This window comes from Maricaulis maris (assembly GCF_003634045.1).
Classification (GTDB): domain Bacteria; phylum Pseudomonadota; class Alphaproteobacteria; order Caulobacterales; family Maricaulaceae; genus Maricaulis; species Maricaulis maris.
On record NZ_RBIM01000001.1, the window covers coordinates 113,194 to 139,553 of the forward strand.

A 26,360-nucleotide genomic window follows, 5' to 3' on the forward strand; every position below is an offset into this window, starting at 1 on the left:
GGCCGGACTGCAGTTCTCTCGCTGGCGGATTTCAATCGCGCCAGACGTCATTTTGACGGTGTACGTAGGGAGCGGTTCAGCACGGCGCGCGAAATGCCGACCTCTTTTTTGCGAATATTTCGTGAATTTGAAACTTTCAGAATATTGATATCAACCATAGGTGATTGTATGCTTTCTCAATTCTTCAAAACGTTAATAAATCGTCTCCTCTTTGTTACGTTTCGATCCCATATGCGGCGCGGTAACGCCTGGATAGAGGGGATCAATCATGGCGACTGCATACTCAAACGGCTTCAAGGCCGCTCTGCTAATCGGAAGCGCCGTTCTTGCGGCACCGGCTGTCGCACAGGACCAGGCGGCGTCGGAAGACGTGGTCACGGTTTACGGTCAGGCGCTGTCGATCCAGCGGGCCATCGAAGCCAAGCGTGAGGCTGACGGCATCCTCGATGCGGTGGCCCAGGATGATATCGGCCGCCTGCCGGACCTCAATATTGCCCAGGCCATCGTCCGCGTGCCGGGCGTCGCGGTCCAGAACGACCAGGGCGAATCCCGCTTCCCGATCATCCGCGGTCTCAACGCCACCTATAACCGCACCACGATTGATGGCGGCATTGTCGCTTCGCCGGAGCGCGGCGGTTCGGCCCGCGCAGTCCCGCTCGACCTGATCCCGGCCTCGCTGGTCGGCAGTATCGAAGTGCGCAAGTCGGTGACGCCGGATCTTGATCACAACGCCATCGGCGGCACGATCAATCTGGTCACCCGTTCGGCCTTTGACAGCGAAGACCCGTTCTTCGTCGGCGGTCTTTTCCTTGGCCGCCACGAAAGCGCCGGTTCCGGCACCACGCTGGATGAAGGCGATCAGGTCCAGCCCTGGCGCGGCAATTTCGCGGCCGGTACGACCTTTGGTCCGAATGACCAGTTCGGCGTTGTCTTCGGCATCGACTATTCAATCCGCAATTTCGAGATCACCCAGGTCGAAGTCGATGATGCCGACTACACCGAATTTGACGCCACCGGCGCCAATGTCGGCCTCGGCAATGGCAATGGTTTCGTTGTCCCGACCAATAACCGCCTTTTCCTCTACAATAATGTGCGCGAACGCCTGGGCCTGTCCGGTCAGTTCGAGTGGCGCGCCAGCGACGCCCTCCACCTTGATGCCGGCATTTCCTACAACCAGTACAATGACAGCGAACGCCGCGACGAAGAGACCTATGAGCTGGGCACCAGCGGTGCGTCCTCGCAACCGGCCGTGATCCGGGACCAGACCGCCACATCCGGTATCACGGACACCGGTTATGGCTTTATTGGCATTGGCCGCTTCGTGCTTGACCGTGAAATCCTGTCGCTGCGCGCGGGTGCCGACTGGGTGCCGGCCGAGAACTGGCTGATCGAAGCCAATCTCGTCTACACAGAAGCCGAGCTCGACAATCCGGAAGTGACGGAAGGTTTCCGCACCGGAACCGGCTATGGTGCGCGTTACGACACCTCGCAATTCTTCAACACGTTCAGCCCGCTCGATCCGGCTGCCTATAACGACCTGTCCAATTGGAACCACGTCAATCGCGGCACGCTGGACCGTTTTGCCGAAGACGAAACCCGCGAATTCCGCCTCGACGCGACCTGGACCGATGGTCTGGTCGCCGGCCTCACCCTGAAGGGTGGCTTGCTGAGCCGGTCGATCGAAAAGTCGGAAGGTTTCACCTTCGAGCGTTTTGTGGCTGATCCGGCCGCCAACTATACGCTGGCGGATGTTGCCGACCCGCAGCTGGCCAATCTGGTCTGGCAGGGCGGATACCGGTTCGAGAACCGGATCGGGCTGGACGCGTCCGACGCCTTCTTCGGCGCCAACACGTTCAACTCCGTGCTGACCGTTCAGAGCGGATCGTCCGCCAATGAGGACGTCAATGCCGTCTACGCGATGGGCGACTATCGCACCGGCCGCTGGCAGTTCATCGGCGGCGTCCGCATCGAGCAGACCGAATGGGATGGTGCACCGCTGGGCGGCACGCGGGTTTCCGGCGATTACACGGACGTCCTGCCGTCGCTCACCGTCCGCTTCGATCTGAATGATGACGTTGTCCTGCGGGCCGCAGCGTCCCGGACGCTGGGGCGTCCGAACCTGAACGAGCTGACCCGGGGCGAAAGCATCAACCTGGTCAACAACACCATCTCGCGCTCCAATCCGGACCTCGCGCCGCGCCAGTCGACCAATTTCGACCTGTCGGCCGAATGGTATATCCCGCACGGCATCCTCGCCGCCGGCCTGTTCTACAAGGACATCCAGGACGAGGTCTTCGTGCAGACCACCCAGGGTCCGATCACGGTCGACGGTGTCACCTATGACGCCCTGACCCAGCCGGAAAATGCAACGGGCGCCGAAATTCTCGGCTTCGAAGCGCAATATCAGCAGACACTGGCCTTCCTGCCGGGTCCGTTCAGCGATTTCGGTGTCGCCGCGAACGTCACCATTCTCGATACCGAGTTTGAAGTGCCGACCGCAACGGGCAGCCGGACGACCGGTTACTTCCAGCAGCCGGACCTGACCTACAACCTGACCGGCTTCTACGCGACCGAGGCTTTCGAGGTCCGCGTGTCCTACAATTTCACGGACATGTTCCTCGACACGATGAATGCCAACAATCCCAATCTCGACGAGTATTGGGAAGAGCGTTCGCAGGTTGACCTGCAGGCCCGCTTCAACCTGACCGACCGCTTCACGCTGATTGGTGAGGTCCAGAACCTGACCGACCAGGGGCGTCGCGAACTGACCGGTCCGGACGCGCAATACCTGCAGGAAGATGCCGAGTTCGGTCGCACCTTCTGGGTCGGCTTCACCGGCGCCTTCAACTAGGCCGCATCACAGCAACAGCACCCGGGCGCTCTCATGCGCCCGGGTGTCTGTGCGTTTGAAGGAGACAGAGATGACATTGAACATCAAAAGCCTGGGCCTTGGCCTCGCATTGGCAGCCGGTCTTTCCGGCATCGCTGCGGCGCAGCCCGACCTGCGGTCCATTCCGGTCTATGAGGCCCCCGTGCCGGTTGTGCTCCAAGCTGAGACGTTGAACAGTTTTCCGGCCGTCGAAGCGGGCCAGGGCGCAGCGGTCGATGACTCGCACTTCTACGCCATCGTCAATTTCGCCATCGGCCAGTATGACCGCGAGAGTGGCGAGCGGGTCGGCGGCTGGATCGGTCCGCGCCGTGGCCTGATCGGCCATCTCAATTCCTGTTTCGAGGAAGAAGGCCGTCTCTACTGCGCCAATTCCAACCATCCCGAAGTGCCGATGGCGAGTTCGGTCGAGGTTTTCGAAACCGACGGCATGACCCATGTCGACAGCCATAGCCTCGGCCTGATGGATGAGGGGTCGCTGACCTGGTTCGACCATTATCGCGATGGCTGGATCGTCGGCTTCGCCCACTATAACGACGAGACCGGCGAGCCGTTCAAATCCAACGCCTATGGCGGCGTGCACACGTTTGACGCCCAATGGCGCCGCACGGGTGGCTGGCGACTGCCGCCGGCCTTGATTGAGCGCATGGCACCGCAAGCGGCCTCCGGCGGAGCGATCGGGTCTGACGGCCTGCTCTACGTCTTCGGCCATCACGTGCCGGAGCTTTATGTGCTGGCCCGTCCGGCGATGGGACCGGCCCTGCTGCATGTCGCGACCATCGAGCTGGAGGCCGAAGGCCAGGCCTTTGCCTTTGATCCCGCCGATGACCGCGTGATCTGGGCGATCAGCCGCCCGAACCGGGAAGTCCGCGCCATCCGCCTGCCCGAGGTCAGCCTGACCGATCCCGATGCGCGGCGCTTCGACGACTGACGCCGTGCCTGCTTGACCTGCCGGGTCGGGTGCCGCTCAATCGTGGGCCCGACCCGGAGCTTTCATGACCCATTCGATTGTCCTGCCACGCCTGATCCGGACCGGAAGCGGTGCGCTCGGCCAATTGCCCGACGTGTTGACCGCTTGCGGCGTGAAACGTCCGCTCATTGTCACCGATGCCACCATGGTCGCGCTGGGCTATCTCGTCCGTCTCGCACAGGGTCTGGCGCAAGCCGGGATCAAGTTCGGCCTGTTCGACGCGACCGAGCCGGAACCGACAGAGACCTCCGTGTTGGTTGCCGAGGCTATTTTGCGAGCCGGTTTGGACGGGCAGGCGTTTGACGGTCTGGTCGCGCTTGGCGGCGGCAGCGCCATTGATACAGCCAAGGCGCTTGCGGTGCTCGGCCCCCATGGCGGCCGGATGCGGGATTACAAGGTGCCCAGGATTGTCGACGAGCCCGCCCTGCCGGTCATCGCCATTCCGACCACGGCCGGGACCGGATCCGAAGCGACCCGCGTCACGGTGATCACCGATCCCGACAATGACGAGAAGATGCTGTGCATGGGTCTGGCCTTCATGCCGGTTGCGGCGATCCTTGATCCGGACCTCACCCTCTCTTTGCCGCCGCGGGTGACGGCAGATACCGGCATTGACGCGCTGACCCATGCCATCGAGGCCTATGTCAGCCGCAAGGCCTCACCCTTCTCGGACCAACAGGCATTGGCGGCGATGCGCCTGATCGCGCCCAATCTGCGCCGCGCCTTTCATGACGGGGAGGATCGGCAGGCCCGCGAGGCCCTTCTGATCGGGGCCTGTTTTGGCGGCATCGCCTTCTCCAATGCGTCTGTGGCGCTGGTACACGGGATGAGTCGGCCGATCGGTGCCTTCTTCCATGTCCCGCACGGGCTTTCCAACGCCATGCTGCTGCCGGCGGTGACGGCTTGGTCCATCCCGTCCGCAACCCGGCGCTATGCCGACTGCGCGCGGGCGATGGGCGTTGTTGGCGACGGTGTGAGCGATGAGATCGCCAATACGGCGCTGCTCGATGAGTTGCGTGCGTTGAACGCCGAGCTGGGCGTGCCGACACCGGCGGGTTTCGGTATCCAGCCGGAGCGCTGGCAGCAATTGCGGCCTCTGATGGCCGAACAGGCGCTGGCCTCAGGATCACCGGGCAATAATCCGCGCATTCCGACCCATGACGAGATCATCGCACTCTATGATGAGGTTTGGGGGTAACACCCGCGCGCCAAGCGTCTGCCTTACAGTATCGAAAGTTGCCCGGCGCAGAGGCGCTCCATAATGTGCGCGCCATGACAGGCTTGGGTAATACGGGTGCCGCCGTTCTGGCGGCCTTTTTCGTGGCTGCGTCCGCTGCATCGGCGTACCAGCCGGGGTCCATTGATGTTGATGTCGAACTCGTGCTCGCCGTCGATATTTCCTATTCCGTGGACGAGGAAGAGGCGCAGCGTCAGCGCGAGGGTTATGTTGCCGCGCTCGCGTCTGAAGACGTGATCCGCTCGATCCAGGGCGGGCCGCTGGGCCGGATCGCTGTGACCTATGTCGAATGGGCCGACAGCGGCTTCCAGCGCGCCGCTGCCGACTGGATGGTGATCGGGTCGGAAGAGGATGCGCTGACCTTTGCCTCGCGCGTCGCCGCGGCGCCGCTTGAACGTGGGCATTACACCGCGATCGGTGCGGCGCTGGCCGATGCCGTCAACCGGATCGAGAGCAATGACTACAATGCGCCGCGTCTGATCGTCGATATCTCCGGCGACGGGCCGCAGAACCAGGGCCTGCCGCTGGAACAGGCGCGGGCGATGGCCGATGCGGCGCACGTCGTCGTCAATGGCCTGCCCGTCATCTCGTCGGGCGATGGTCGCTGGGTGCGCCCGGTCGAGGTCAATCTGGACGACTATTTCCGCGATAATGTGATCACCGGGCCGGGCGCATTTGTGCTGCCGGCGCGCACCGAGGCCGAGTTCCGCGAGGCGATCCTGCGCAAGCTGATCATCGAGATCGCCGGTGCTCTCCCGTCGCCGGGCGAAGTTGATGCCGAGTACGGAATGGTCGTGGGCCGCGCCCCGTGACGGACGGTCGGCCAATTCTGCGCACGCTCGTTCTGGCAGCCAGCGCCTGGTTGATGCTGGGCGCCGGCGGCAGGGCGACTGCGCCTTGGGTCGGGGAAGCGCGTCCGCACGAATACACCGATGATGGTCGCGAACTTGTTGACCTGGAGCTTGTGCTGGCTGTCGATGTGTCCTCCTCGATCGACGAGACCGAGGCGCGCCGCCAGCGCGAGGGGCATGTGGCAGCCCTTGCCGATCCGGACATCATCTCGGCCATTCAGAGCGGCGGCTATGGCCGGATCGCGGTGGTCTATCTGGAGTGGGCCGATGCCGATTTCCAGCGTGTCGTGGCGCCCTGGACGGTGATCGAAACCGAAGAGGATGCCCAGATCTTTGCCGCCACGCTGGCGACGGCGCCTTTCATCTCCGGACGCCGGACGGCGATTGGCGCGGCCATCGACAGTTCCGTCGGCCTGATGCAGGACAATGCTTTTGAGGGCGTGCGCCAGGTTATCGATATTTCCGGCGATGGTCCGCAGAATTCCGGTCCCAGCCTGAGCCTGGCGCGGGAGCGGGCGGATACGGCCAACATCACCGTCAACGGTCTGCCGATCACCAATAACCGCCAGCATCCTTTCCGGCCTTCAGTCTCGATTGATGTCAGCGCCTATTTTGAAAATCAGGTGATAACCGGACCCGGTGCCTTCATTTCGCCAAGTAATGAGCATGATGATTTCGTGGACGCGCTGCGGCGCAAGCTTATTATCGAAATCGCCGGGCTCGATCCGACCCGTTTTCTCGAGCCGGCTGTGCGTGTGAGGAATGGATGATCCGTCGACTGCTTGTACTGGCCGCCAGTTTTTCCCTGATCACTGCCGGTGTGACCGCCCAGCCCGAAGGTGAGAGTTTCGCCGACTGGCTTGGCGGGTTCCGGACACGGCTTGTCGCATCCGGCGTTGAAGAGGCCACGGCTGCGGCCATGCTGGACGGGCTTCAGCCGCAGATGCGGATTATCGAGAGCGATCGCAGCCAGCCGGAATTTGTCCGCCCGCTCTGGTCCTATCTCGACATCGCGGCATCCGACCTGCGTATCTCGAATGGTCGCGCCGCCTTTGCGGAAAACCGCGATGCGGTCGACGATATCGCCGCCCATTTCGGTGTGCGGGCCGAAATCCTGATTGCGATCTGGGGGCTGGAAAGCTCCTACGGCGCGATTCCCGGCAATAACGACATCGTCCAGGCGCTTGCGACCCTGGCCTGGGAAGGGCGCCGCCGGTCCTGGGCCGAGGCGCAACTCGTCGCCGTCGCTGAAATGCTCGAGTCCGGCTATGCCACACGGGCCCAGCTGACCGGCTCCTGGGCCGGTGCGATGGGGCAGATGCAATTCATTCCGACGACCTATCTCGAACGCGCCCATGACTGGGACGGCGATGGACAGCGCAATATCTGGACCGATCCGGAGGACGCGCTTGCCTCCGCCGCCAATCTCCTCGCCCGCGAAGGCTGGCGCGTTGGCGCACCGACCCTGCTGGAAGTCCGCGTTCCGGCCGAGTTCGACTTTGCCGCTTGGGATCCGGGCCAGTCACGCCTGGTCAGCGAGTGGGCCATGCTGGGCCTGCTGCCGGCTGCCGGTGAATGGCAGGCCGACCATCTGATGCGGGCGGCGCGTCTCGAATTGCCCGCCGGCGGGCAGGGGCCGGGCTTTCTGACCTTTCCCAATTTCCGCGTCATCAAGCGCTATAATAACTCCACCTCCTACGCGATCGGCGTCGCCCACCTGGCTGACCGTATCGCCGGCGAGGCCCCCTTGGTCGGTCCGTGGCCGCTTGATAATCCGCCGATCAACCGCAGCCAGACGCGGGAAGTCCAGGCCGGCCTGAACGCGCTGGGCTTCGACAGTGGAACACCTGACGGTCTGGCTGGTCCCAATACGCGGGCCGCCCTGCGCGCCTTCCAGCGTGCCCACGGTCTGCTGGCCGATGGCTATGTCGGACGGGCGATGTATGAGGCGGTGATTGCGGCGCAGGCCGGAAACACCGACTGATCAGACGTCGGGTTCGATCTCGACCACATCCACCGCGCGCCGGATGCCGGGATGGTACCAGGCGATGAGGGCGGCGATCACGCTCAGCACGACGGCCACGTAGTAGGGCACCAGATGGCCGAGCTGATTGTACATGGCCAGACCGCCAACCGGGCCGATGATGAAGCCGAGGCCGGCTGTCGCGGTGGTCAGTCCGGCGACGCGGCCCTGTTCTTCCGGCTCGACCGCAATCGAGGCGCCGCCGACAAAGCCCGAGCGTGACAGGCCGAAGGCGAAGCTGATCAGGATATAGGCCGTGACGATGCCGGCATAATTCGGGGCGATGATCATCAGGGCGAAGCCGGCAACGGTGATCAGCGCCCCGATGGCCATCAGGACGCGCGCACTGGCTTTCATCGCCGGGATGACCACCAGCTGGGCGACGATCAAGGCGCCGGCCCCGGCCGCCAGGGCGATGGCCGACATTTGCAGCCCCTGGGCCTCATCGAGCATCAGCGTGTCCATGATGAAAAAGGCCAGGGTCGACAGGCTCAGCGATTGTACGATCCAGGTGACGCAGCCATAGCCGACGAAGGGCGCGATCCGCGGATCGGCGGCAAAGGCGAATTGTTTGAACGGGTTGATCGGTCGGCTTTGCTGTTTCGGCGGCGATTGTTCCGGCAGTTTGAACCACACCGCTGCGGCCCCCGCGGCCACGGTCGCCGAGATGATGACCATGAAGATCGGCACGCCCACCAGTTCGACCAGGGTTGCCGCCAGGGTCGGGCCGATCACGGCGCCCATGCCGAAGGCGGCGGTCAGTCCGGCCAGGGCCTCGGTGCGTTCAGCCGGTGAGGTCCGGTCGGCGACATAGGCTTGGGCGGCCGGGTTGGTGGCCGAGCCGAGGGAGCCAAACAGGGTGCGGGCCAGCGCCATTGCGAAGATCGCTGCCAGCGGCGGTACCCAGCCACTTTCCCCGGCCCAGGCGGCGCCGGCAAAGATCAGGGTCGAGCAGGCAAAGGCCGACAGGCCGAAAACGATGAAGCCCTTGCGCCCGCGCCGGTCGGACAAGGCGCCCCAGATCGGGGTCATGGTCATGAACAGGACGGCGGACACCGTGTAGATCGCGCCAACCCAGTACTCCGGCACAGCCAGTCCGCGCGCCAGCGGCGGCAGGATGGCAAACAGCATGTTATTGCCGATGCCGGTCGCCATCAGGCACAGGAAGAGCAGGCGAAAGGCCTTGCGGCGTTCGGCATGGCTGGATGGATTGGCGGGATCATAGGGCGGCGTCATGCGGCAGATGTAGACCGCGTGGTCCGGCGGCGTCCAATGCCAATCCCGAAAGGCCGCCATCTGATTTTGCGATGGCCTCCGGTAAACAGCCATCTAACGCCGGTTCAACCGGACATTAAGCTTACCGCGCCATAGTACGCTCAAATCGGGTGGAGAAACCGCCCGGAAAGCGTGGTGGACGGGTAGATGTTTCAGATTATCGGCATTGTCGTCGTTTTCGTGATGGTGTTTGGCGGCTTTTCGCTCGCCGGCGGGCATTTCGACGTTATTTTGAAGGCCTTGCCCTTCGAGATGATGATGATTGGCGGCGCTGCCGTCGGGGCTTTCCTGATCGGCAACAAGCCGAAAACCGTGATGAAAACCCTGGGCGACCTGTCCAAGGTCTTCACCGGTCCCAAATGGAAGGGGCAGGACTATACCGACCTCTTGTCATTATTGTTCTTGCTAACAAAAACAATGAAGACAAAAGGGGTTATTGCGCTCGAAAGTCATATCGAGAACCCCACCGAGAGCACAATTTTCACCCGCTTCCCACGCATCATGAAGGACCATTTTGCGGTCGACTTCATCTGCGACACGCTGCGCATGATGACCATGAACCTGGAAGATCCGCACCAGGTTGAGGACGCGATGGAAAAACAGCTGGAAAAGCACCATCACGAAGCCGCCGACCCGGCCCATGCCATGCAGACCATGGCCGACGGCCTGCCGGCCCTGGGTATCGTCGCGGCCGTGCTGGGCGTGATCAAGACGATGGGCGCGATCGAAAGCCCGCCGGCGGTGCTGGGCGGTTATATCGGTGGCGCGCTGGTCGGGACCTTCCTCGGCGTCTTCATCGCCTATGGTTTTGTCGGCCCGTTCGCAGCTTACATGCAGGCCGTCTATGACGAAGAGCACGCTTTTTACAAGATCATCCAGGATGTGCTGGTGGCGCATCTGCACGGCAATGCCGCCCAGATCTCCGTCGAGATCGGTCGCGGCGGCGTGCCCTCCAAGATGCAGCCCAGCTTTACCGAGCTGGAAACGGCCCTGGACGCAATTCCCGCCGAAGCGGCCTGATCAAACAAGGCGCACACGGGTTACTGGCGCGGAGCTGAAAGGCTCCGCGCCTTTGTTTTTGTGCAATCGCTCGCCCTGCCGGGGCTGGCAGCCGCCGAAATTGAGGTTAGAAGAGCGGCATGAAAATCAAGGATTGCGAACTTCTCATCGTGCCGGGCCTCGGCAACGCCTCGCCCTTCCACTGGCAAAGTCGCTGGCAGGACAAGATGTCCACCGCGCGCCGGGTCGAGCAGGATGACTGGGATCTGCCACGGCGCGAGCATTGGGCCAATCGCCTGATCGACGAAGTCGAGAAGGCTGAAAAGCCCGTCATCCTGATTGCCCATTCGGTTGGCGTTTTGACGGTTGCCCATGCGGCCCCAGCCCTGGTCGACAAGGTGGCCGGGGCCTTTCTCGTGGGCGCCTCTGATTGGGAACGTCCAGAACTCAAGGACAAGTATGGCGATCACGGCTTCGACCCGGTGCCGCGCGTGCCGCTCGGCTTTCCCGGCCTGATGCTGGCCAGCTCCAATGATCCGACCTGCAATATACTGAAGGCGGAAGCTTGGGCGCGTGACTGGGAGGTTCGTTTCGGCAATGCCGGCGAGGCGGGTCATTTCGAGGCCGAGAGCGGGCATGGCCCGTGGCCGGAAGGCTTGATGGCTTTCGCCAAATTCACCCAATCCCTCGGTACGACGCCGCAATGACCCCGGACGGGCTTTATTGCCAGCCCGCCGTGCTCGACTGGTCTGCCGAAAGCGGCCCGCGTGCCCGTGATTATGGCGATGTCTATTTTTCCGCCGAAGATGGCCTGGAAGAGACGCGCGCGGTCTTCCTGCGCGCCTGCGGCCTGCCGGACGCCTGGGCCGGACGGCGCACTTACACCGTCGGCGAGCTCGGTTTTGGCACCGGCCTCAACGCCTTGGGCTTGTGGCAGCTGTGGCGTAAGACCCGGCCGGATGATGGCTGGCTTGACCTGGTCTCGATCGAGAAACACCCGCTCGACCGGGCCTCGGCTGCGCGCGCCTTCGCGGCGTGGCCGCAATTGGGCGAGCTGGCCGGGCGCCTGCTGGCGCAATGGCCAAGCCGTCTGAAAGGGCCGCAGCGGCTTGTCTTCCCTGAAGACCGGTTCGCGATCACGATTTTCCAGGACGAGGTCGAGGCCGCGCTGGCGCAGATGGATGGTCCGGTAGACGCGTGGTTCCTTGATGGTTTTGCGCCTGACAGGAATGCCGCCATGTGGTCACAACCTGTCTTCAACCGCATCGGTCAGCTGTCGGCACCGGGCGCCCGGATCGGTACATTCACGGTCGCAGGTTTTGTCCGGCGCGGATTGGCCGAGGCCGGATTCTCGGTTGCCAAACGCCCGGGCTTCGGGCGCAAGCGTGAGCGTCTGGAGGCAATCTGGCCGGGTGAGACGGTGGCCCGGTCGGGATTGCAGGCCGCGGGTCCGGTCGCCATTATTGGTGCCGGTATCGCCGGTGCGAGCCTGGTGCACGCCCTGGCAGCGCGCGGCGTCGAGACGGTGTTGATCGGCGCGGCGGATGCGCCCGGCGGCGCCTCCAATGCACCGGCCGGCCTGTTGACGCCGCGTCTGGAAAAAGCCGACCGCCCGCATGTCCGTGCGACGATGGCGGCCTTTGATTTTGCCCGTCGCCTGTATGAGGGTCGCGACGGGTTTCACGCCGAACCGGTGATCCGCCTGCCCGGGGATGCGCGCGAGGCGGCGCGTTTCGCGGTGCTGGCCGATTGGCTGCCGGACCATCTCGACTGGCAGGATGACCGCCTGGTGATCAGCTGTGGTGGACGGTTTGAACCGTCCCGCCTGGTCTCCGGCCTGATCGGTGCCTGTGATCGCCAGGACTGGCAATTCGGTCATCACGAGGCGGGTGGTGATGGTGTGCGCCTGTTCGACCGTGACGGTGTGTGCCGGCTTGAGGCGGCGCATCTGGTGATTGCCGCCGGGGCGGCTTCCCAGGCCTTCCATGGCGATATTTCGCCCAGCGCCGGGCAGGTCGCGGTATTTGAGGGGCCGGCGCCGGCCTCACCGGTCAGTTGGGGGCATTATGCCTGTCGGGCGGGCGACGGCGTGCTGGTCGGCGCGACCCATCTGCGCGGTGAGGCGGCGGCACCCGATGACGAGGCCGAGGCGTCCTTCCGGACGGCCATCGCCGAGCGTTTGCCAGACCTCGCGCTGGGGCGTGTGACGGAGCGGTGGAGCGGTGTACGGGCTTCGACGCCGGACCGGTTGCCGGTGGCGGGGATGCTTGGCGACAGGCTGTCCATCCTGTCAGGGCTTGGGTCCCGCGGTTTTGCCCATGCGCCCTTGCTGGCGGAAGATCTTGTCAGCCGCATAACCGGCGGTGCGTCGGTGTTGGCGGCCGATGCGCGGGCGGTGCTGGGGCCGCAGCGGTTTGCCGAGCGGCGAGCGCGCAAGGCCGGTCAGACGACCGGCTGATAACGCGGCGCCTCGCTTGGTCCGATATGCAGCATGGCGATCGGGCAGGCCGAGACCAGGCAGGAAACATCCAGATCAAAATCGACGCCATGGGTCCGGGAAACTTCGACGCCCACCGGCCCGAATGACACCGACACGGCCGCGCCGGCGGCATAGGGCAGGGCAACCGGCAGGCCGAGCGCGCCCGAAAGAAGTCCGGCGATAATCGCGGATTTCGTCAGCATCATCCTCTCCCCTCACATCAAGGCTTCGACCTGTGATGCCGCCAAACGTGCATTTGGATGCAGGGCGACCGGAAAATTTCGGCGCAGGTTTTGCACGGGACGGGCGCAAGCGCGCGATTTGACGCGTATCGAGACAAGAGTGGTGCAACATGGTCATGGCAACGGGTGAGAGTTTCGTTGATCGGCGTTCCGGTTCGCGACATGTCTGGTTCCTGAACTCGGCCTTCGACAAGATCAGCATGGACGTCGCCCTGCGCCGGATCACGGAGCGCGAGGCCGCCAGCCCCTTCGCTTTCGTCGTCACACCCAATGTCGACCACCTCGTTCGGCTCGAAACGGACACGGTTCTGGCGACGCTTTACGCCCAGGCCTGGCTGACGGTCTGTGACAGCCGCGTGCTCGAACTGATCGGCAAGATCTCCGGCGAAACGATTGATGTCACGCCGGGTTCGGACCTCACCGCGCGCCTGTTCGACACGGTCATTGATCCGCACCAGCCGGTCACCATCATCGGTGGTAGCCAGGCGGTCATTGATGCCGTGACGCAACGTTATGGCCTCACCGATGTGCGCTGGCATGAGCCTCCCATGGGGCTGCGACACAACCGCGAAGCGGTTGAGGCGTGTGCCAAATTCGTCGCCGACAATCCCTCACGCTTCACCTTTTTCTGTGTCGGCTCGCCGCAACAGGAGATGATTGCTGAAGCCTGCCTGGACCATGGTGGCTGCACCGGTGTCGGCTTGTGTGTCGGCGCGTCGCTCGATTTTCTCGCCGGGGCTGCGCAGCGGGCGCCGGTCTGGATGCAGAAGTCACGACTGGAATGGTTGCACCGTCTGGTCCAGGAGCCGACCCGCATGTGGCGTCGCTACCTGGTTGAAGGGCCGAAAATCCTGCTGCTGTGGCGCCGCTGGCGCAAGACGCGGCGCTCGATGCGTGAGCTGGAAATGGCACTTGGCGCGCCGGAAAAGGTCAAGGAACGCAATCTCCATCTGCGCCTGCGCGATCTCGAGCGCCAGCTCGCAACGCGCGACTGACCCTCCTTCATTGCTTTTTGCCGCAGCGCGACATAGCGTCCGCGCCGTGATGGTTCCCTCACGGGAATAATAGGGAAGCTGGTCAGGCCGCAACGCCAAGTCCAGCGCTGTCCCCGCAGCCGTAGGCGGTGAGCGGTGAAGCACAAAGCCACTGGGGCGACCCTGGGAAGGCGCTTCATCTGCAATGACCCGCAAGCCGGAAGACCTGCCGTCGCTGTCGTCTGTCCGCTCGTGCGGGAGCTCACGAGACCGGCGCGGTATATCCGTTTCTTGACGACTCCTTTGCAACCAACCGGTGACCCGCGCGGGCGCCGGCACCCATGCTATGGAGACGCGGCATATGCGTATCAAAAACTGGCACCGGCTCTGCCTTGCTGCCACCTGTCTTTCCCTTCCCGGCCAGGTTCTGGCCCAGGATATCGGCGACGAGGATGTCGTCTATGTCACTGCGGCGCGTATCGCGCTGCCGGCTGACCAGGCCACGTCGAGCGTGACCCTGCTTGATGCCGCCATGCTGGAGGCTCGCGGTGCGCCGTTTGCCGCTGACGCGCTGCGGGCCGTGCCCGGCCTTGCCGTGTCACGGTCCGGTGCTCCCGGCTCGCTGACCCAGATTCGGGCGCGCGGCGCTGAGGCCAATCACGTCCTCGTGCTGATCGACGGCGTGGAAGCATCCAACCCATTCACCGGCGAAGCGGATTTCTCGCATTATGTGTTCGATGATCTGGCCTCGATTGAGGTGGCGCGCGGCGAGCAATCAGCCTTGTGGGGCGCTGACGCAATCGGCGGTGTGATCCGGCTCAACTCGGTCCGTCCCGACAGCGATTTCAATGTCGGCTTGCGCCTGGAGGCAGGAAGCTTCGACACCCGGCGGATCAGCCTGCAGGCCGGCGGCGAGTTGGGGGATCACTGGTTGACCGGCAGTTTCAGCGATTATGCCAGCGACGGCATCGATGTGTCCGGCCTTGGCGGCGAGACGGATGGCTATGACAACACCGTCCTGGCGCTGTCTGGCGGCTACCGGTTCAACGAGGCGGTTCGCCTTGAAGCCACGCTGCGCCGCATCGAGAGCGGCAGCGATTATGACAGCGATACGGACTTCGATGGCCGGCTCGACAATGTCGATCTGCATACTGACAGCGAGACGGTGCTGGCGCGGGTCGCGGTGCTGGCTGAGCAGAGCGTCGGCAGCGTCCGCCTCTCCCATGAGGCGGCCGTGCAGCTGACCGACGACACCTCGCAATCCCTGTCGGCGGGAGTCCGGACATCGCGTTCACTTGGCCAGCGCTTGCAGGCGCATTACCAGCTCACCGGGCATTGGGAGACCGGGCCCTTCCAGCATCGCCTGACCGGTCTGATCGAGCGCGACCAGGATCGTTTGAAGGCGGATGCCGGGCCGGCGGCAGGTTCCAATCAGAGCCGCCAGCTCGAGGCCGACGCGATCGCGTTTGACTATGGTATTTCGCGCGGTGCTCTCGATCTCACCGCATCGGCCCGGCGCGATGTCCACACCCTGTTCGCGGACTCGACGACCTGGCGCGTCGGCGCCGGCTGGGCGTTCGACCGTCTTGACGGTCGTCTGCGGGCCAATTTCGGCGAGGCGGTCAAGAATCCCGGCGTCTATGAATTGTTCGGCTTCTTCCCGGATTTCTTCGTTGGCAATCCCGATCTGGAACCGGAACAGTCAAAAGGCTGGGAAATCGCTTGGGACCAGACGCTGCTGGACGGCGCCGCCAGCCTGTCCGTGAGCTATTTCCGATCCGAGCTGGAGAATGAGATCTACACGGATTTCTCGGCCTTCCCGTCAACCGCGCTCAATTCCGGCACGCAATCGGACCGCAGCGGGGTGGAGATTTCCGGCATCTGGGAAATCGACGCCGACTGGTCGCTGTTCGGCTCGCTGAGCCTGCTGGAGAGCGAGGAGAATGGTGTCGCAGAAATCCGCCGCCCCGAGCAACTCGCCTCGCTGACGATATCCTGGGCGCCGGCGGACGGGCCGGTTTCGGCCTCGGCGACGCTCGACCATACCGGCGATCAGACCGATACCGATTTCGGGACGTTCCAACCGGTGGTGCTCGATGCCTACACGCTGGTCGGCGGTCAGGTCAGTTGGGATGTCCGGCCCGGCATTGAGGTCTATGCGCGTGGGGGAAACCTGCTCGATGAGGAGTATCAGGATGTCTTCGGCTATCACACGCCGGGGCGCGGCCTTCATGTCGGCCTGCGTCTCAGCCACCGCTAGTCTGCTTCTGGCTCCGCAAGGCCTGGCCCAGGAGGCGACGCCGCACGTCGGCGTCGCCTCGGCCTCCTTGTGCGCTGACGCCTATGTGCTGGCCGTGGTGCCGATGGAGTCGATCAGCGCCCTGTCCTGGCAGGTTGATCAACCCGTCTCTGTCGCGCCGTCCTGGTCTCGCGGCTTGCCCAAGGCGTGGCCGGATGCGGCGCGCTTGCTGGCGCTGGCACCGGCACTGACCGTGTTCGGAACCGGCGAGGCGGGCCGAACCGGTCGTTTGCTGGAGCGTTCCGGGCAGACGGTGTTCGAGCTGGCCTGGGCCGATGATTTTGATGCGGTCCGCGGCAATCTTCGCGCCCTGGGTGCCGCCACCGGCCAGGCCGAGGCGGCCGATGCCGTGATTGCCGATATCGACGCGCGCCTTGCCGAAATGGTGCGTCGAGCCGAGGCCCGAGCCCGAACACCGCGGATTGCCTATCTCAGTGTGTCGGGCGGCTCTGCGGGTGCGGGAACCTATATCGACACGGCCATCGTCGCGGCCGGCGGGATCAATGTCGTGGCGGAAAACGGCGCGGTGGGCTGGACCCGGTCAGATCCGGAATTTGCCCTCACGCTCGAGGCCGACATCGTGCTCACCAGCTTCTTCATCGACGGCTATGCCAGCACGTTCAACCGGGCCCGCCGCCATGCCGCCTATCGCCGCTTGCTCGACCATCCCGAGCGTGCGGAAATCCCCGCCGGCCTGTGGCCCTGTGCGGGGCCGCGCCTGGTCGATGCTGCGGAACTGATCGCGGATGCGATTGATGCCTGGGAGGACGGCGCGTGACCCATCTGCGTCTCAATGGGCTTCTGCTTGTTGCACTGGTGTTGGTGTCGCTGGTCGCGATCTTCGCCGGCAGTGGCGGTGCCGCACCGGCGGCCCTGTTCGACACTGGCGGGGCGCTTGACGCCCTCGTTCTGCGCGAATTGCGGCTGCCGCGGGTTTTGCTGGGCGTTTTGATTGGTGCCGGACTGGGTGCGGCGGGGGCCGTGCTGCAGGGGTTTTTCCGAAACCCCCTGGCCGATCCCGGTGTGATCGGTGTTTCGGCCAGTGCCGGACTTGGGGCGGTGATCTGTCTCTATTTCGGCTTGTCGGCAAGCTTCGCCCTGGCCCTGCCCTTGGCAGGTGTTTCCGGTGCCGCCCTGGGCGTGGCGTCCTTGTTCCTGATCGCCGGGCGCGGTGCGACCGCGACCACGCTGATACTGGCCGGTGTCGCCGTGAATGCGACCGCCGGTGCCGTCACCGCCCTGTTGATGAATCTGGCGCCCAATCCCTGGGCGCTGGCGGAAATCGCCTATTGGCTGATGGGGTCCCTGAATGATGCCAGCTGGACCGAAGTGGGTTTCGCGGCGCCGGTCATCCTGGCCGGACTCATGGTCCTGGCGCCGCTCGCCCGCGGGCTGGACGCGCTGGGGCTGGGCGAGGAAACGGCGCGATCATTGGGGATCGGACTGGGGCGATTGCGACTGGCGGTGATCCTCGGCACGGCCTTGGTGGTCGGTGGCGGCGTTGCCGTGGCCGGTGCTATCGGCTTTGTCGGTCTCGTCGTGCCGCATATCCTGCGACCGCTCGTCGAACACCGCCCCGGCGCCCTCATCCTGCCATCGGCACTCGGTGGCGCCGTGTTGATCGTGCTCGCCGATCTGGTCACGCGCCTGCTGTCCGGACCGGGCATCCCGCTTTATCTTGGCGTGTTGACGGCGTTGATCGGCGCGCCCTTCTTCCTGTGGCTGGTCCGGCATTCCCAGAGGCGCGCGCCATGACCCGGATTGTGTTCGACACCGTCACCTATCGCCCCGGCGTTGCAGACCTGTTTGCCGGCCTGTCCTTTGAGGTCTCCGGCCCGGGATTGGTGGCGCTGGTCGGACCGAACGGGGCCGGCAAGTCCAGCCTTTTGCGACTGGCAGCGGGCCTGGCCGCGCCGGCTGCCGGCCATGTTCTCCTCGACGGTCGCGACCTCGCCGCGCTCAACGAGGCAGAGCGGGCGCGGGCGATCGCCTATCTGCCACCGGATGGCAGGGCTGCCTGGCCGATCACCGCGCGCCGCCTCGTCGCGCTGGGTCGTATTCCACACCTCAAACCCCTGCGCCGCCTGACCGCGGACGACGAGGCCGCCATCGAGCACGCCCTGCAGCGGACGGCGACGGCGCATCTCGCCGAGCGTGGCTTTGATACGCTGTCATCAGGCGAGCAGGCCCGGGTGCTGTTGGCGCGGACACTGGCGGTCGGGGCCTCCGTCATTCTGCTGGACGAGCCAACGGCGGCGCTTGATGTGCGTCACCAGCTCGGTGTGCTGGAAATCCTGGCCGCCGAGGCCCGGCGTGGTGCGCTGGTGATCGTGTCGCTGCACGCGCTCGACCTTGCGGCCCGGCATGCAGATCGCGTCATTGTGCTCGATCAGGGTCAGCCCGTTGCAGATGGACCACCGGCACAGGCGCTGACGACCACAGTCCTGGCGGATGTTTTCGGCGTCGAAGCGCCGGACGGGCTGACGTCCGGAGGGCTTCGCCTGTCCCGCTGAACCCGTCTAGCTGAGGACGATTTCCGGCGCCGGCTTGTTGGCCTGTTCGGCGGCTTCGAGCGCGGCCAGGGCCGTCTTGCGGAAAGCCTTGCCGACGGGGCCGTCGTCAAGGGCTGCAGGTTCGCCGGCATCGGACCGGGCGCGCAGATCCGGGTGCAGCGGGATATCGCCGAGATAGGCCAGGCCCATGCGCTCGGCTTCGGCGCGGACACCGCCCTCGCCGAAGATATGGCTGCTTTCACCGCAATGCGGGCACAGGAAGACGCTCATGTTTTCGACCATGCCGAGCAGGGGGACATGGGTCTGTTCGAACAGGCTCATTGCCTTGCGGGCATCATCCAGGGCCAGATCCTGCGGGGTCGAGACGATCACCGCGCCATCAACCGGGAGGTCCTGGGCGATCGCCAGCTGGGCGTCGCCGGTGCCCGGTGGCATGTCGATGATCAACACGTCGGGCTGGCCCCAATCCGTGTCCATCATGAATTGCCGGATCGCGCCCTGCACCATCGGGCCGCGCCAGACCACGGCGGCGCCCGGTTTTACCACGAAGCCCATCGAGACGATTTTCACACCATGCGCTTCGACCGGCTGGACACCGGCATCGGTCTTGCGCAGGCCGGCGACATCCGTGAGACCGAACAGGCGCGGTGCTGACGGGCCGTAGATATCGGCGTCGAGCAGGCCGACCTTGAGCCCGGTCCGGGCCAGGACCACGGCGAGATTGGCGGCGATGGTTGATTTGCCGACACCGCCCTTGCCGGATGCGACGGCGATGATGCGTTTGGCGGGCTTGGCGCCTGCCGGCTTGCCGGTGCGCTGTGGCGCCGGGCGGGCAGGGGCGGGCTTTTTGTCGCTGTGGGCGGTCATGATGACTTGGACGCGTTCGATCCCGTCGAGCTTGCCCAGGGCTTGTTCGATCTCTGGTTTCAGCCGGTCCATATCCGCCTTGCCGGCGACAGGTGCGCGCAGGATGATGGTGGCCGTATCGCCGCGTATGGCCGCGGACTCGATCCGGTCGGCATCGACCAAAGGACGGCCGGACTGGGTCTCGATAACAGTGTTGAGCGCGGCTTTCAGGCGGGTATCCATGTCGGGCCTCCGGTTGCCCGGCTGAGATAGGCCTTCCGGCACGCCGGTTAAAGCGGCAGCCGCAGGCGCGGCCGGCAGGGTGGTGTCAGGACAGTCCGATCTGCAGCGCAATCCGCACAAGCCGGGCGCTCGAGCGGACGGCCAGCTTGTCCATGATGTTCTCGCGATGCTTGCGGACCGTGGCCCGGGCAATGCCGAGGCGCGCCGCGATTTCCGTCAGACCGGCACCGCGGCCGATTTGTCGCAGGACGTCGCGCTCGCGCCGGGTCAGCTGGCCGATCCGACCGAGACCGGGCGGGGTGAGGTCCGGGTCGATATCCGGGCTTTCGGGACCGGTCGCTGTGCCAGCGGTCGGGTTCGCATCAAGGACGTCGCGCACAACCGAGATCAATTGCTCGACCGGATCCTGCTTGTGATAAAAATGGCCTGTATGGTCCTGCAGGCGTTGGCGTTCGTCCGCATCGAGCGGTGAGCCGGTCATCAGGATGCAGGGCAGGGACGGGGTGGCGGATCGCAGCGTGGCGACGGCGTCCAGTCCGGATTCGCCCGCCAGTCCGACATCGATGATGGCAAAGCTCAGCGCGTCAAACGCCTGGTCGTCGGCCAGTCCGGCGAGGCTTGATCGTGACAGGACATGGTCGACCAGCCCTTGATCCCGCAGAAGTCTGGCCATCCCGTCGATCACGATCTGGTGGTCGTCGAGGATCAGCGCGGTGATGCCGGTCTCTGACAGCACGGTGCGGCCCTGCATCGCAGGGGCCTTGTCGGACGGGGATTGTGCTGGCGTCATGACTTCCATCACGGGAACAAAGCAATACTGTGTCGACCCGAACAGTACCCGTACAGATTGCCGGGGGGAAGTAAATGGGTCTGATCGAGTATCCGAAGATCGACGGTTTGACTGGCGCTTTTGCTGATGACGACCTTGAAGCCGCCTATCGGCGCTCGGTCAGGGCCCAGGCTTTGCAGCTGGCGGCTTTCATCGTGGTGTCGAGCGGGTTGATCTGGCTGGTGTCGATCTCGCACGAGATGGGACGCATCGCCGAGCATCCGGGCATGAGCCTGTTGATCGCGCTGCGCATTCTTCTGGTCGTCAGCAGCGTCGTGGCGGCAGCCTACTGGCTGTGGCGGGTTCCGCGTCGCCCGCACGCCACCGAGGGGCATGTCCTGACGGCTTGGCTGGCCCTTTACCTGGTTGAGATCGCCGTGGTCTCGACGGTCTATCTCAGTCTGGAAACCACACCGCAGGGCCTCGCCGACCGTTTTCTGGCGACATCTTTCTGGGTCACGCTGACTTTTGGCCTGGTCGGTATCGTGACCTTCCACAACGCGCTGCGGGCCCGTCTGTTCGGCGCCGTTTGTGTGGTCTGGTATTTTTTGCTCCTTGCCGTGTTCCGGCCGGACGATCCGCGCCCCTATCTGATCGGCGGCACCAGCATGCTGGTGACCCTGCTCATCCTGCATTTCAGCCTGCATCTGCTCGGCGGCGCCGGTCGCCGGAATTTCCACCTCACCCGGGTCTATGCCGATGCGCGCGAGAAGGCCGAAGAAGTCAATTCGGTCCTCTCCCTCCTGCTCACCACGACCGGCCATGATGCGCGCCAGCCCCTGTTCGCCCTCGATGCCAATGCGCTCGCCCTGGACGGGGCGATCGGGCGCGCCGACCTGCCGGCCGCCCGCGACCTTGCGGCCCGCCAGCGGGATCTGACACGCCATGTATCGCATATCCTGACCTCGGTGCTGGAATTGTCGCGGGCTGAACGAAACCTGCCCGGCTGGCGGACGCGTGACGAGGTGGCACTCGCCGCCCTGCTCGATGGCATCCGGGATCGCGTTGCGGCGATGATTCCCTCCGGCGATATCGCTTTGACGACCCGGGTCAGCCCGTGCACGGCGAGCACGAGTGCGGCGATGATCGAGCGCATCCTCGTCAACCTTCTCGTCAACGCCATCAATCATGCCGGCGCCACACGTGTCCAGCTGATCGCCCGGCCGCGACGGGGCCGGGTCGTGATCCTGGTCATCGACAATGGGCGCGGCCTGTCCGATGTCGCGCTGGACCTCGACAGCGCCGGTTTCTTCGCAAATCGATTGACGCCGGCCGCCCATAATTCCGGCCATGGCCTCGACCTCGTATTCCGCATGGCGCAACTGGTCGATGCGCCGTTGCGTATCCGGTCGCGGCCGGGACGCGGCGTCATCGCAAGGCTGGTGCTGCCGATCGCGGCGGGATGAGTTGAACGCGTCGAAAATACGACGATCGCCGTATTCCGCGCATTGCCCCGACATGGTGAATCTCCGGCCAAGCCAAGCGCGAGACCGGGGGGCGGGGATGAGATGGTTGCAGTGGATATCAAACCGGTTGGCGCGACAGCGCCGGGCGGGCGACCTCGCCCTTTACCCTGACGGATTGCGGATCGTCGATAATGGTCGGGCGGTTGCTGCGTTCGGCGACAAATGGGCCGATGTCAGGTCCACGCTTGCCACCAATGGCGCCAGCATACCGCCACCCCCATTCCCGATCGGCCACCCCCGACGGGAGATTGAACGGCTCGGGCAATTGCTCGGTGAGACGCGCCTGAGCGCCAGCGGCCGGATGGTTCAAACCGGTCTGCCGGACCGCGTCGACGCCGAGGGCTAGTCCGACAGGTTTGGCGCGTGGGTCCTCACCCAATTCCCGCGTGTCATTCTCCACCGGTGCTCGGTCGAGAGTCCTGGTGAGGAGCGGCCGGCGCCGGATGGCGTCGGCCGTCTCTGCCCGTCGGGGAAGGCTCCGACCGATCCGGATCAGTTCTTCGGCATTGCCTGGTCGGCGGCGGAATGTGGGCCTTTGCAGCCGTGACGAGATTGCCGACACGCCTGTCCGGCGGGCTCGACCGGTGTGTCTTGCCTCTGCACTCTACGGTGTCCGGAATGCCTGAGACTTGGATGGTGGGCGATACTGGGATTGAACCAGTGACCCCTTCGATGTCAACGAAGTGCTCTCCCGCTGAGCTAATCGCCCATCCGTCTCAAGAGAGCCGGGGTTCTAACCTCAGCTTCCGCGGAGTGCAAGCCGTCTGTCGCACCCGGTTGCACACGGGTCGCAGGCGACGGTGTCTGAAGCGTGACGGTGCGGGTCACGCTTTCTGTCCACGGCATGTCCGGCACCTGAATGGGCTATGACTTTTTTGCAACAATTGAGACGGAAATGCGGCGGCGCGGTGAGTCTTGCTTTCATCGTCCATCGGCCTTCGACATAGTCCCGGCAGGTAGGGTTTAACCCAACCATCCCGAGTTCTGCGCCAAAGTGGATCCGGGTGACACGTAACAAAGGGGTACAATCGTGAGCAATATTTGGGATCGGGAGCGTCTTCTGCGCTCCACCATGCTTGCTGGTTTTGCTGTCGCAGGTCTGGCGATGTCGCCGGCCTACGCACAGGAAGTCCAGCAGGTTCCTGACGCAGTTGAGGAAGAAGAAGAAGACAGCGCGGACGACCGCATTGTCGTCACCGGTTCGCGTATTGCGCGTAACACTTTCTCCAGCCCGTCGCCGCTGCAGGTCATCAATGCCGACACCGCGCGCGACGCGGGTCTGATCGATGCTGCTTCCATCGTCCAGCGCACCTCGGTGGCTGCTGGTACGCAGTTCGACAACACCTTCACCGGCCAGGTCACGGACTCCGGTCCGGGTGCATCGACGGTCAGCCTTCGTGGTCTTGACGCCGAGCGTACGCTTATCCTGTTCAACGGTCGTCGTGTTGGTCCGGCCGGTGTGCGTGGCGCGCCGACCCGTCCCGACCTGAACCTCATTCCGTCGGGCATTGTCGAGCGTTATGACATCCTGACCGATGGCGCTTCCTCGGTTTATGGTTCGGACGCCGTTGCCGGCGTGATCAACGTGATCACCCGCACCGAGTTTGACGGCATCGAAATCGACACCTTCTTCTCGCATCCGGAAGACGGTGGCGGTGAAGAGCGCCAGATCTCCATCGTGACCGGTGTCAGCAATTCCAGCGGCTATATCGGCTTCGGTTTCGAATACTACAATCGCGACAATGTGCGTCGCGGCGAGCGCAAGTTCACCGCCCTCTGCACGCGTGACGTCGAAGTCAATCCTGACACGGGCACGATCCGCGAAATCTGCGAAAACAATGCCTTCGGCAACATGTTCCTGGACCCCTATCAGGTGTTCTTCGGTACGGTTGATGATCCGGGCCTTGGCGCCGACTTCGGTATTCTTGCCTTTGATTTCGACAATGGCTCCGGCTTCCAGGTCTATCCGACCAACTCGCAGCCGGGTGGCCCGGGCGATGACCTCGGTTCGCGTTGGTTGTATGACCCGCGTTACAACAACAATGCAGGCCAGGGCGCCTTCGACCTTGCCCAGGGCACGCAGCGCTATTCATTCTTCACGAATGGCGAATACTCGCTGGACATGCTCGGCGATGCGGACTTCTACTTTGAAGCCCTGCATTCCGGTCGTACCCAGGAAATCTATGCCGGCCGTAACCAGATCTTCCCGGCCGTCCAGTGTGACAACCCGTTCCTTCAGTCGGATCCGGTGCTTGCAAACGCTGGTTCCTGCCGTGAACCGTTCCGCAGCATTCTTGAAGGTGCCGGTCTCGGTGGTCTCGTCTGGACGCCGATCATCGACAACACGCTCGGCCCGATCAATGTCGACGTGACCGCAACGCGCGGCCTCGGCGGCCTGCGTGGCAACCTGGACTTCATCCAGGGCGATCTGGGTGGTGAAAGCTTCGGCATCGGTCTGAACAACTGGACCTATGACGTTTTCGCTTCCTATGACCGCAATGTCGGTATCGACACCCAGGAAACGTTGAACGAAGAGCGCGTCGCTGCCGCACTGAACAATGTGACGGACAATGGCGATGGCACGTTCAGCTGTGAATCGGTCCCGTCGGACCTGTTCGGCTTCATTACCGCTGAAGAATGTGTCCCGCTCGACATCACCGATCCGGACATCTACATCAACGGTCAGCTGCCGGAAGACTTCCTGGCGTATGCCGGTGGCCTCGCTTCGACGCGGACGACCATCCAGCAGTCGATGTTCCAAGCTGCCTTCTCTGGCGACCTGGCCTATCTGCCGGCTGGTACCGTGCCGGTGGTGTTCGGTTTCGAATACCGCAAGGACGAAATCTACACCGAGAACAGCTATCTGATCACCTCTGCTTCCGGCACGGGTCGTTCGGAAAGCAACACGGTCGGCAACACCACCACCCGGGAATTCTTCGTTGAGACGGAAATCCCGATCCTGGCTGGCATGCCGCTCGCTGAAGAACTGTCTGTGACGGCCGCTGCCCGCTATACCGACGAAGAGAACTACGGTTCGCTTTGGACGTATCGTGGTCAGGCCCTGTATCGTCCGGTTGACTGGGTGACGCTGCGTACCACGGTTGGCACCACCTTCCGGGCGCCGAACCTGCGCGAGCAGTTCCTCGGTGGCCAGACGTCGTTCGCCAGCGCGTTCTCCGATCCTTGCGTCGCGTCGACCTACGACAATTACACCGATGCCGATGATCAAGCCCGTATCCGTAACAACTGCCTGCTGCAGGGTGCGGATGTGGACTCGCTCGGCCTTGGCGGCGCGACCTCGATCGCCGTTGTCTCGGGTGGTTTTGAAGAGCTGAATGCTGAAACGTCTGACTCGCTGTCAGCCGGCTTCATCATTGAGCAGCCTTGGTTCGACTCGTTCGACCTCCGTCTTGCGGTCAACTACTTCAAAATCGAAATCCAGGACTCCATTGAGGAGCCGACTGTCGGTCTCATCCTCAATTCCTGTATCGTCGAGTCGACCAACCTGAATTCGCCGTTCTGCGAACTCATCGATCGTTCGACCTCGACCGATCCGTCCCGTAACTTCATCAGCCAGATCAATTCCGGCTTCGTGAATGTGGGCCGGATTGAAACCGATGGTGTTGACCTGAATGTCGGCTTCAATACCGACTTCACGCTCTTCGGTTCGCAGGCTGACCTGTCGGTCAACAGCGTTGCCACCTATATCGCGTCCAACCGTCGCGATATCTTTGCTGACCAGGATACGGCTCCGATCGAATCCTTCCGCGGCAATTACGGCTATCCGCTGTGGCAGGGTAATATGAGCGCCAACCTTGATTGGCGTGATTTCGGCCTGAACTGGTCGGCCCGCTACATCGGTGAATGGCAAGAAGATGATATCGACGCGGTTCGCGTTGGTCAGTTCATCGACGAAGCCAGCGGTGTTGTCTTCTTCGAGGAAGGCTTCCGTGATGTCGAGGAAGCTGATGCCAAGATCTTCCACGACGTGTCTGTCTCCTGGGAGCAGGACACGTGGGAAATCACCGGTGGTATCCGGAACGTCTTCTCTGAATCCCCGCCGATCATTGACAGCAATGAAGGTGTTCCGAACTCCGCCAACGCGGTGATCGGTATGGGTTACGACGTTTACGGCCGTACCTTCTTCGCTGGCATTTCCAAGCGCTTCTAAGCACTTGAATGATCACCTGCGGCTTGCCGCAGGTGATCCCGGCTTTAGTGGACGGC

General features: G+C 63.8%; 20 protein-coding genes, 1 tRNA gene, 2 pseudogenes and 1 riboswitch. Of the genes and pseudogenes, 17 read left to right on the plus strand and 6 right to left on the minus strand.

Going from position 1 to position 26,360, the window contains the following annotated elements; translation table 11 throughout:
- Window positions 1–268: 268 nt before the first annotated feature.
- The 6 genes from C7435_RS00655 (at window position 269) to C7435_RS00680 (ending at window position 7,929) form a co-directional block, all read left to right on the plus strand.
- Window positions 269–2,851 carry a TonB-dependent receptor gene (locus C7435_RS00655; protein ID WP_121209643.1) on the plus strand — a complete coding sequence of 861 codons (2,583 nt, stop codon included), beginning with the start codon at window positions 269–271 and terminating at the stop codon, window positions 2,849–2,851.
- 70 nt (window positions 2,852–2,921) lie between these two features.
- Complete coding sequence (locus tag C7435_RS00660) at window positions 2,922–3,818, plus strand: hypothetical protein (protein ID WP_121209644.1); 897 nt, start codon at window positions 2,922–2,924, stop codon at window positions 3,816–3,818.
- 64 nt (window positions 3,819–3,882) lie between these two features.
- A complete protein-coding gene (locus tag C7435_RS00665) occupies window positions 3,883–5,055 on the plus strand; it encodes an iron-containing alcohol dehydrogenase (protein WP_121209645.1) in 1,173 nt (390 codons plus the stop codon).
- 74 nt (window positions 5,056–5,129) lie between these two features.
- On the plus strand, window positions 5,130–5,906 hold the full coding sequence (locus C7435_RS00670; RefSeq protein ID WP_121209646.1) for a DUF1194 domain-containing protein: 777 nt from the start codon (window positions 5,130–5,132) through the stop codon (window positions 5,904–5,906).
- Window positions 5,903–6,715 carry a DUF1194 domain-containing protein gene (locus C7435_RS00675; RefSeq protein WP_233350639.1) on the plus strand — a complete coding sequence of 271 codons (813 nt, stop codon included), beginning with the start codon at window positions 5,903–5,905 and terminating at the stop codon, window positions 6,713–6,715. Before C7435_RS00670 ends, C7435_RS00675 begins: the two co-directional genes overlap by 4 nt.
- The gene (locus C7435_RS00680; RefSeq protein ID WP_121209647.1) at window positions 6,712–7,929 is read left to right on the plus strand and encodes a lytic murein transglycosylase; all 1,218 of its coding nucleotides are present in this window, start codon (window positions 6,712–6,714) and stop codon (window positions 7,927–7,929) included. The genes C7435_RS00675 and C7435_RS00680 overlap by 4 nt, the downstream gene beginning before the upstream one ends.
- Here C7435_RS00680 and C7435_RS00685 read toward each other — a convergent pair whose 3' ends face one another.
- Window positions 7,930–9,264 carry an MFS transporter gene (locus C7435_RS00685; protein ID WP_233350640.1) on the minus strand — a complete coding sequence of 445 codons (1,335 nt, stop codon included), beginning with the start codon at window positions 9,262–9,264 and terminating at the stop codon, window positions 7,930–7,932. It lies immediately after the preceding gene.
- A 126-nt stretch (window positions 9,265–9,390) separates the two neighbouring features.
- On the opposite strand from C7435_RS00685, the gene motA reads away from it, so the two are divergent.
- From motA to mnmD, 3 genes are all read left to right on the plus strand, one after another.
- On the plus strand, window positions 9,391–10,263 hold the full coding sequence (gene motA, locus C7435_RS00690) for a flagellar motor stator protein MotA (protein ID WP_075188615.1): 873 nt from the start codon (window positions 9,391–9,393) through the stop codon (window positions 10,261–10,263).
- Between the two features lie 119 nt (window positions 10,264–10,382).
- A complete protein-coding gene (locus C7435_RS00695; RefSeq protein ID WP_121209648.1) occupies window positions 10,383–10,949 on the plus strand; it encodes an RBBP9/YdeN family alpha/beta hydrolase in 567 nt (188 codons plus the stop codon).
- Window positions 10,946–12,700 carry a tRNA (5-methylaminomethyl-2-thiouridine)(34)-methyltransferase MnmC2 gene (gene mnmD, locus C7435_RS00700; RefSeq protein ID WP_121209649.1) on the plus strand — a complete coding sequence of 585 codons (1,755 nt, stop codon included), beginning with the start codon at window positions 10,946–10,948 and terminating at the stop codon, window positions 12,698–12,700. Before C7435_RS00695 ends, mnmD begins: the two co-directional genes overlap by 4 nt.
- On the opposite strand, the gene C7435_RS00705 is transcribed toward mnmD, so the two are convergent.
- On the minus strand, window positions 12,685–12,924 hold the full coding sequence (locus C7435_RS00705) for a hypothetical protein (RefSeq protein ID WP_143742849.1): 240 nt from the start codon (window positions 12,922–12,924) through the stop codon (window positions 12,685–12,687). The genes mnmD and C7435_RS00705 overlap by 16 nt on opposite strands.
- A 149-nt stretch (window positions 12,925–13,073) precedes the next feature.
- Between C7435_RS00705 and C7435_RS00710 the strand changes: the two genes are divergently transcribed.
- The 5 genes from C7435_RS00710 (at window position 13,074) to C7435_RS00730 (ending at window position 18,749) form a co-directional block, all read left to right on the plus strand.
- A complete protein-coding gene (locus C7435_RS00710; RefSeq protein WP_075188619.1) occupies window positions 13,074–13,958 on the plus strand; it encodes a WecB/TagA/CpsF family glycosyltransferase in 885 nt (294 codons plus the stop codon).
- Between the two features lie 33 nt (window positions 13,959–13,991).
- Window positions 13,992–14,185: riboswitch (cobalamin riboswitch) on the plus strand.
- 113 nt (window positions 14,186–14,298) lie between these two features.
- On the plus strand, window positions 14,299–16,197 hold the full coding sequence (locus C7435_RS00715) for a TonB-dependent receptor plug domain-containing protein (RefSeq protein WP_170150291.1): 1,899 nt from the start codon (window positions 14,299–14,301) through the stop codon (window positions 16,195–16,197).
- Window positions 16,133–17,014 (plus strand): ABC transporter substrate-binding protein, encoded by an 882-nt coding sequence (locus C7435_RS00720; RefSeq protein ID WP_170150292.1) that lies wholly within the window; start codon window positions 16,133–16,135, stop codon window positions 17,012–17,014. Before C7435_RS00715 ends, C7435_RS00720 begins: the two co-directional genes overlap by 65 nt.
- Entirely contained in the window at window positions 17,011–17,991 is a 981-nt protein-coding gene (locus C7435_RS00725; RefSeq protein WP_121209652.1) for a FecCD family ABC transporter permease, read from the plus strand. Before C7435_RS00720 ends, C7435_RS00725 begins: the two co-directional genes overlap by 4 nt.
- Entirely contained in the window at window positions 17,988–18,749 is a 762-nt protein-coding gene (locus C7435_RS00730; protein WP_121209653.1) for an ABC transporter ATP-binding protein, read from the plus strand. The genes C7435_RS00725 and C7435_RS00730 overlap by 4 nt, the downstream gene beginning before the upstream one ends.
- Window positions 18,750–18,755: 6 nt before the next feature.
- On the opposite strand, the pseudogene C7435_RS00735 reads toward C7435_RS00730, so the two are convergent.
- The 3 genes and pseudogenes from C7435_RS00735 to C7435_RS00740 form a co-directional block, all read right to left on the minus strand.
- Window positions 18,756–19,530: pseudogene (locus tag C7435_RS00735) on the minus strand (Mrp/NBP35 family ATP-binding protein); the annotation flags it as partial.
- Between the two features lie 101 nt (window positions 19,531–19,631).
- Window positions 19,632–19,838: pseudogene (locus C7435_RS17380) on the minus strand (iron-sulfur cluster assembly protein); the annotation flags it as partial.
- 85 nt (window positions 19,839–19,923) lie between these two features.
- Window positions 19,924–20,628: a response regulator transcription factor gene (locus C7435_RS00740; protein WP_170150293.1), complete on the minus strand. Its 705-nt coding sequence runs from the start codon at window positions 20,626–20,628 to the stop codon at window positions 19,924–19,926.
- Between the two features lie 74 nt (window positions 20,629–20,702).
- On the opposite strand from C7435_RS00740, the gene C7435_RS00745 reads away from it, so the two are divergent.
- Both C7435_RS00745 and C7435_RS00750 read left to right on the plus strand, forming a co-directional pair.
- On the plus strand, window positions 20,703–22,073 hold the full coding sequence (locus C7435_RS00745) for a sensor histidine kinase (RefSeq protein WP_121209656.1): 1,371 nt from the start codon (window positions 20,703–20,705) through the stop codon (window positions 22,071–22,073).
- A gap of 97 nt (window positions 22,074–22,170) precedes the next feature.
- On the plus strand, window positions 22,171–22,479 hold the full coding sequence (locus C7435_RS00750) for a hypothetical protein (RefSeq protein ID WP_147422588.1): 309 nt from the start codon (window positions 22,171–22,173) through the stop codon (window positions 22,477–22,479).
- Between the two features lie 288 nt (window positions 22,480–22,767).
- On the opposite strand, the gene C7435_RS00755 is transcribed toward C7435_RS00750, so the two are convergent.
- Window positions 22,768–22,842: transfer RNA gene (locus C7435_RS00755), tRNA-Val, on the minus strand.
- A gap of 321 nt (window positions 22,843–23,163) precedes the next feature.
- Here C7435_RS00755 and C7435_RS00760 point away from each other — a divergent pair.
- Window positions 23,164–26,304, plus strand: a complete 3,141-nt coding sequence (locus C7435_RS00760) for a TonB-dependent receptor domain-containing protein (RefSeq protein WP_143742852.1) — start codon at window positions 23,164–23,166, stop codon at window positions 26,302–26,304.
- Window positions 26,305–26,360: the final 56 nt, after the last annotated feature.